The sequence below is a fragment of the Bacteroides bouchesdurhonensis genome, from assembly GCF_900155865.1.
Classification (GTDB): Bacteria; Bacteroidota; Bacteroidia; order Bacteroidales; family Bacteroidaceae; genus Bacteroides; species Bacteroides bouchesdurhonensis.
In genome coordinates this window covers 1-1,147 of the sequence record NZ_LT707024.1, presented here as the reverse complement: position 1 = coordinate 1,147, position 1,147 = coordinate 1, and the positions used below count along the sequence as shown (strand labels likewise).

At 42.2% G+C, this 1,147-nt stretch carries 1 protein-coding gene and 1 pseudogene; both read left to right on the top strand.

The features are described from left to right. Window positions 1–305, top strand: a pseudogene (locus CZ225_RS22835) (capsule biosynthesis protein); the annotation flags it as partial. Window positions 306–312: 7 nt separating this feature from the next. Next, window positions 313–1,147: Wzz/FepE/Etk N-terminal domain-containing protein (locus CZ225_RS22830; RefSeq protein WP_077155984.1), on the top strand; the 835-nt coding region annotated here is incomplete at its 3' end.

The following is a 1,147-nucleotide window of genomic DNA, read 5'->3' as shown; positions in this document are numbered from 1 at the left end:
ACGGTGCTGTCATGGTTCCTAATACCGTTTCATATTTGGAAGGTAAAGATATTGATTATTATTTGAATCAAGCTGGCGGCTATTCTGATAATGCAAAGAAGAGTAAGAAGTTCATTGTATACATGAACGGAGAGGTGACCCGGGTAAAGGGTAATGGTAAGAAACAGATCGAGCCCGGCTGTGAGATCATAGTTCCGAGTAAATCGAAGAAGCGTACGAATGTAGGAGAAATACTGGGTTATGCCACTTCTTTCAGCTCTTTAGGTATGATGATTGCTTCTGTTGCTAACCTGATAAAGAAATAGGATTATTATGTCTGAACAACACATAGAAAAGAACCGGTCTCAAGAATTAGTGCCTCCTTCGAAAGATGAGATGGAAATTGACCTGATGGAGCTTCTAAGAAAAATCATAGCTATCCGTAAAACCTTATACAAGGCTGTCGGCATAGGTTTAATCATTGGTATCATTGTAGCCTTGAGTGTTCCGAGGAAATATACGGTTGCGGTAACCTTATCTCCGGAAATGAGTAATTCCAAAGCTAACAGTGGTCTTGCTTCGATGGCTGCCTCCTTCCTGGGAGCGGGGACGGGTATGAGTGGTGACGGTTCTGATGCCTTAAACGCTTCTCTTTCACCCGATATTGTCTCTTCTACTCCTTTTCTGTTGGAGCTTCTCTCAATGAACGTGCCTGTTGATAGTGAGGAAAGTGAAAAGATTGATTTGGGATCTTATTTGGATACCCAGTCTTCTCCCTGGTGGAGTTACGTTATGGGGCTTCCGGGTATGGCAATAAGCGGGGTGAGGTCGTTGTTTTCAGATAAAGATGAATCTGTTGGTCTAAGAAACAGCCAGTCCGGTACCCTTGAACTAACTGAAGAGGAGGATAAGAAAATCACTTCTTTGAAGAAGGACATAACGGCTGTCATGGATAAGAAGACTGCTATAACCAATGTTTCCGTCACTTTGCAGGATCCTAAAGTTGCTGCCGTCGTAGCTGATTCCGTAGTTCATAAATTACAGGAATACATCATAGGCTACCGTACTTTTAAGGCGAAGGAGGATTGTGATTATTTAGAAAAACTATTTAAGGAACGTCAGGAGGAATATTACGCAGCCCAGAAGAAGTATGCCGATTATGTTGATA